This window comes from Weizmannia acidilactici, assembly GCF_008974185.1.
In the GTDB taxonomy this organism is placed as follows: domain Bacteria; phylum Bacillota; class Bacilli; order Bacillales; family Bacillaceae_C; genus Weizmannia; species Weizmannia acidilactici.
The window spans coordinates 1-5,328 of sequence record NZ_BKZP01000062.1; the positions used below are offsets into that span (position 1 = coordinate 1).

4 protein-coding genes and 2 pseudogenes are annotated in these 5,328 nt (G+C 43.5%); all 6 read left to right on the top strand.

Going from position 1 to position 5,328, the window contains the following annotated elements:
• Positions 1-326: 326 nt before the first annotated feature.
• Positions 327-1,073, top strand: coding sequence for a CRISPR-associated endoribonuclease Cas6 (gene cas6 / locus BpJC4_RS15380; RefSeq protein WP_151680657.1), 747 nt, complete (start codon positions 327-329; stop codon positions 1,071-1,073).
• A 281-nt stretch (positions 1,074-1,354) separates the two neighbouring features.
• A pseudogene (locus BpJC4_RS15385) lies at positions 1,355-2,525 on the top strand (IS3 family transposase).
• Positions 2,526-2,771: 246 nt separating this feature from the next.
• Positions 2,772-2,930 (top strand): annotated as a pseudogene (locus BpJC4_RS15390) (DUF86 domain-containing protein); the annotation flags it as partial.
• 4 nt (positions 2,931-2,934) lie between these two features.
• Positions 2,935-4,080, top strand: a complete 1,146-nt coding sequence (locus BpJC4_RS15395) for an NAD(P)/FAD-dependent oxidoreductase (RefSeq protein WP_151698176.1) — start codon at positions 2,935-2,937, stop codon at positions 4,078-4,080.
• Positions 4,081-4,099: 19 nt separating this feature from the next.
• Complete coding sequence (locus BpJC4_RS15400) at positions 4,100-4,705, top strand: methyltransferase (RefSeq protein WP_151680653.1); 606 nt, start codon at positions 4,100-4,102, stop codon at positions 4,703-4,705.
• A 281-nt stretch (positions 4,706-4,986) separates the two neighbouring features.
• Positions 4,987-5,328 (top strand): type I restriction-modification system subunit M N-terminal domain-containing protein (locus BpJC4_RS15405; protein ID WP_172968381.1); only part of this gene is annotated, 342 nt, incomplete at its 3' end.

Here is a 5,328-nt window from a genome sequence, read left to right on the forward strand (position 1 = left end):
GTTCGGGCATTCTGACCCAGCAAAGGAGCATATCCGGCCTCCACCTCATGGATACGCAGGACGGAGGAATGAGTGGGTCCCAAATCTTGGGAGATGTAGGAGGGTGAGCGACCGTGAGTTGTGTGGAGTATTTACGCACGGTTATATTCTTTTGATTACCAAATATAACCAATTTGGTTGTTAGGATGGGATTCATCATGTAAGAAAATTCTGTCTATATCCTTTTAAAGGTGTGAAAACTATTTAGGTGTGAATCAAATACCTATGAAATTTTGAGAATGAGTGAGATATCAAGAGATAATTGTACTATATTGAAGGAGGAATAAATGAGGCTTACGATTCGATTTAGACCAAAAAATGGAACCCTTACATTACCTATCAATTACGAAGAAGTGTTGCAAGGATTTTTATACCGCTCCATTCAAGATTTTGATCTTGCAGATTTTTTGCACAATATTGGATATCCGAAAGAAAAGCGGCGGTTCAAAATGTTTACATTTAGCCGGCTATACGGAACATACCATATTCATCGGCATGAGAAAAAAATCGAGTTTTTTGACCAAGTTACATGGTATGTTTCATCTGTGGTGGATTCGCTGATTGTAGATTTGGGAAGAAGCTATATGTTGCAAGGACAATTTACCCTTTATGGACAGCCAATTCATATTGAGGAAACAATAGTGAAAGCGCTAGATATCACCGCAAAGCGTGCTTATCCAATTCGAATGCTTTCCCCACTTACGATCTACAGTACTTATGAAAACCGATATGGCGACAAGCGAACCCATTTTTTCTCGCCGTCTGATCTTGTTTTTTCGGATATGGTTGAGAAAAATTTTTGTAATAAGTTTGAAGCTTATTTTCAAGCACAACCAACGGAGAGAGTTACTATTAAGCCGATCAAAGTAACAGAAAAAGATAAAGTGATTACAGCGTTTAAAGGATTCCGTATCAATGCATGGAATGGAATTTACGAAATTCAAGCCCCGTCCGCTTATTTAAAATTTATGTATGACGTTGGCGTTGGTGCCAAAAACTCACAAGGATTTGGAATGTTTGAAATCATGGAGTAGGTGTATTTTTCTGTCGTCGATCCCCAATAGCGTATGAATTCCAAGGGATCGACGACAATTCTCTAGTTGCCAGAATTCCAACTGGCGAAAGGAAAACAATGAATTGATTAAATGTTAAAAAACGTTTATACTAAAAATGTCTCTATTTTGCAAACGCTTATTTTATAAAGACTTTTGGGGTTTCTATCTTACCTATGAGGAATTGAAACTTCATGATGCTAGTATAGTTTCATGGACACCCTTTAGTGAAATATAATATTAACGAAGGGATGTGTCCTGATATGGGTAACACAAGCGAAAAACGTAAAAGTTATAATGCTGAATTTAAGGAAATGGTGGTTGAGCTTTATCAAACTGGAACACCAGTAAACAGATCTGCAGCGAATATGGCTTGTCTGAAACGATTTACAAATGGATCAGAAAACACAAACTGGTTAAGCTAGATGACGGAAGTTCTTTCACCCCGGAAGAATTTCTGAACCTGCAAAAAGAATTGCGCCGGCTGAAAGAGGAAAACGAAATCTTAAAAAAAGCTATGGCCATATTCGCAAAGAAGTAAATCAAACCACTGTTATATCCATGATTGACGAGATAAGAGCCAAGCACCATTATGACCTTAAAACCATGTGTACGGTCCTTGGCGTGCCGAGAAGTACCTACTATCAATCCAAACAAAACATTCATGATCGACTCTCTCTCAACCCGGCATGAAAATAGCACAAGGTTTTTTTCACAAAAAAAACAGGTCAAAAAAAAACGGGAAAACCGGGAGCTGACTGACAGAATACGAAAAAACCATACGGAAAGTAAGCAGAGATACGGAGCACCGAAGATCCACAATATGCTTGAAAAGAAGGGCTCAAAGTCAGCCTGAAACGGGTTCAGCGTTTGATGAAGGCTGCCGGCATTTATTCCATTATCAGAAAAAAGTGCCGCTCCCATTCCAATAAGGGCAAGGTGGAAGAACGCGATAACCTGCTGAACCAGGACTTCTCAACGACGACCATCAACGAGAAGTGGGTTACGGATATTACGTATATCCATACTCTAAAAGAAGGCTGGTGTTACCTGGCTTCTGTCATGGACTTGCATACCAGAAAGATTGTCGGCTACTCTTTTGACCGCCATGTGACGACTGAATTGGCCCTTAAAGCAGTAGAAAATGCTTATCAAACACAATGGCCGGGCCCGGGATTGATTTTGCATTCTGGTTTGGGGTCCCAGTATACAAGCGAAAAATTTGCTGAATACATGGAAAAGAAGCAGTTTAAGCACTCCTTCAGTAAAAAAGGTTACCCATATAATAATGCCTGCATTGAGTATTTCCACGCAATTCTGAAAAAGAAAGTGATCTACAGAGTCAACTATTTGAACTTTCAAGCTGCCAGAAGGGCCTTATTCGAATTTATAGAAGGATGGTACAATCGGAAACGGATTCATAGCTGTCTGTGACGCCACAAGAAGCAGAAGACAGGGGCAGCGTAGTGCTCTTCACAATATTACAAGCATCCGCTTTACATGGAGTGGCGGGCGTGGTAGGCTTGTTTGCCATGCGAAGGAAATCATTGCCTCTTGCGCCTTCGCATAACACCACGCCCGCAGATGCTCTATGTCAAGCGACCAGCAGTCATGAAAAATATGGCATGAGATCAAAATTAAATTTCACTTATTGGTGTCCAAAATATTGACTTAAATCCACTAGCCGTAAAATTGAAGGCAATGATCGGATTCCGTAATATTGCTGTTTACGATTATCAGGCTATTAACTTGGAAATATTGAAGCAAATCATTGAGAACCACCTTGATGATTTTACTTCGTATACAAAACAAATCTTATTTTACAGGAAACAGGAGTGACATTATGCCATCTTATATCGTAGTCGGCGGCGGTGTGCTCGGGGCATCTGCTGCTTATCATCTGGCAAAAGCGGGCGCAGCCGTCACACTCATTGACAGGGCTGACAAGGGGCAGGCGACTGAAGCAGCAGCCGGAATCATTTGCCCGTGGCTGTCGCAGCGGAGGAACAAAGACTGGTACCGGATCGCCAAAGCAGGTGCAAAGTACTACCCTGAATTAATCGCACAATTGGAAGAAGACGGAGAAACGGAAACCGGATATAAAAAGACTGGTGCCCTCAGCATACATACGGGTGAAGAAAAACTCGATAAAATGCAGGAACGGGCTTTGAAGCGGCGGGAAGATGCGCCCGAAATTGGCGAGATCAAACGGCTGTCGCCTGAGGAAACGCGCGGCATGTTTCCGTTGCTTTCCAGTGGCTTCAGCTCTGTCTATGTGGGCGGGGCTGCCCGCGTAAACGGAAAGGCGCTGCGGGATGCGCTAGTGAATGCTGCCCGAAAAAACGGGGCAGAAGTCATACATGGAAATGCCCGGCTGCTTGTGGAAGGCAGAAAAGTAATCGGGGTTGAAGCCGGAGGACGCACGATGCATGCGGACAAAACGATTGTGGCAGCGGGCGCATGGGCAAAAGAGTTGTTCAAACCGCTCGGCGCAACGTTCCAAGTCAGCCACCAAAAAGCGCAAATTATCCATCTGGAGCTGCCCGGCACGGATACTGGCGGCTGGCCTGTCGTGATGCCCCCGAATGACCAGTATTTGCTTGCGTTTGAAGGCGGTCGCATCATTGCCGGCGCCACCCATGAAAATACGGAAGAATTTGACCAGCGTGTGACTGCAGGCGGGCTCCACGAAGTTTTATCCAAAGTGCTGCCGGTAGCGCAAGGCCTGGCAGATGCAGCAATTATTGATGTAAAAGTTGGCTTCCGTCCGTTCACGCCGGGATTTTTGCCTGTCATCGGCGCGTGGCCCGGTTTTGGCGGGATTCTTGCCGCAAACGGGCTAGGTGCTTCAGGCTTAACCGTCGGACCGTTTTTCGGGGCTGAACTGGCAAGGCTCGCACTCGGCCGGGAAACGGAACTGGATTTATCACCGTACGGACTGGAACAGGCAATAGAGCATCATTCGTTTCGTTCCGGAATGAAACCATAATAAACACAGGAGTAATGGCATGAACGATTCTTATATTGACGGGCTGTTAAATATTAAAACGACCGGGAAGCAGAAAAGTTTTTACGAATCGCTGCATTACAACCGGTATGAGCCAACGCCGTATTATGCGCTTGATGAACTGTTTGACCATTACGAACTAAGGGAGAGCGATCATGTTGTGGATTTCGGCTGCGGCAAAGGGCGGCTCAATTTTTACATTTACCATCTGTTCCACGCAACAGTGACCGGCGTTGAGATGAATGAAGTTTTCTACCGTGAAGCGCTCGAAAACAAGAAACGCTACGAGAAAAAATTCCCAAACCATCCCGGCCGGATTCATTTTAAACGATGCTTGGCAGAGGAATATGAGATCGCGCCTGAAGATAATCGCTTTTATTTTTTTAATCCGTTCTCGGCACAGATTTTTATGAAGATCGTGCAAAATATTTTACACTCGGTGGAAGAAGCGGGCCGGGAAACAGACATCATTTTATATTACCCATTGGAAGACTATATTTATTTCCTTGAAGACCGCACGCCGTTTGAAAAAATGCTTGAAGTCCCGCTGGCGCTTTTATATGAGCATAATCCATATGAAAAATTTGTGGTGTACCGGCTCGTATGATCATGTTGCCCATATTCAAAGAACAACGGGAAGCAGTGGCGGGAGAGTACATGAATTCATGCTGGAATTTCCGTTGCGTTAAATGTGGTGTATGAAAATCAAACAGTTGTTCCATTAAAGTCCTCTGAAACATAAACCGGGGGATTTTCTTTTTTGTAAGAAATTGGTAAAGACAATGGACAATGCATTTTTTCCACGGAGGAAATACCGCTCCCTGCTTCCATCATCCTTTACTTAGTCGCTATAATAGTAATAAGTTCACTCAGGAGGAAGAAGTATTTATGATTACAGGAGAAATGAAAAATAAAGTAGAGAAAATATGGGAAACATTCTGGACAGGTGGTATTACAAACCCCTTAACAGTGATTGAACAATTTACATACTTGCTGTTTATAAAAGGGCTTGATGATGCGGAGTTAATTAAAGAGCAGGAAGCGGAAGTTTTAGGGCTTCCGTATGAAGGCATATTCCCGGAAGACAAACAGCATCTTCGCTGGCACCGGTTCAAACAGCTTGGATCGGCAGACGAAATGTATGAAGTCGTTTCAAAAGAAGTGTTTCCGTTTATCAAAAGTTTGCATGGCAATGAGGACTCGGCGTATTCCAAATACATGGACGACGCC

Excerpts from the sequence above, each read along its gene's own strand:
- cas6 (WP_151680657.1), top strand. The coding sequence starts at position 327 with ATGAGGCTTACGATTCGATTTAGACCAAAAAATGGAACCCTTACATTA.
- BpJC4_RS15395 (WP_151698176.1), top strand. The coding sequence starts at position 2,935 with ATGCCATCTTATATCGTAGTCGGCGGCGGTGTGCTCGGGGCATCTGCT.
- BpJC4_RS15400 (WP_151680653.1), top strand. The coding sequence starts at position 4,100 with ATGAACGATTCTTATATTGACGGGCTGTTAAATATTAAAACGACCGGG.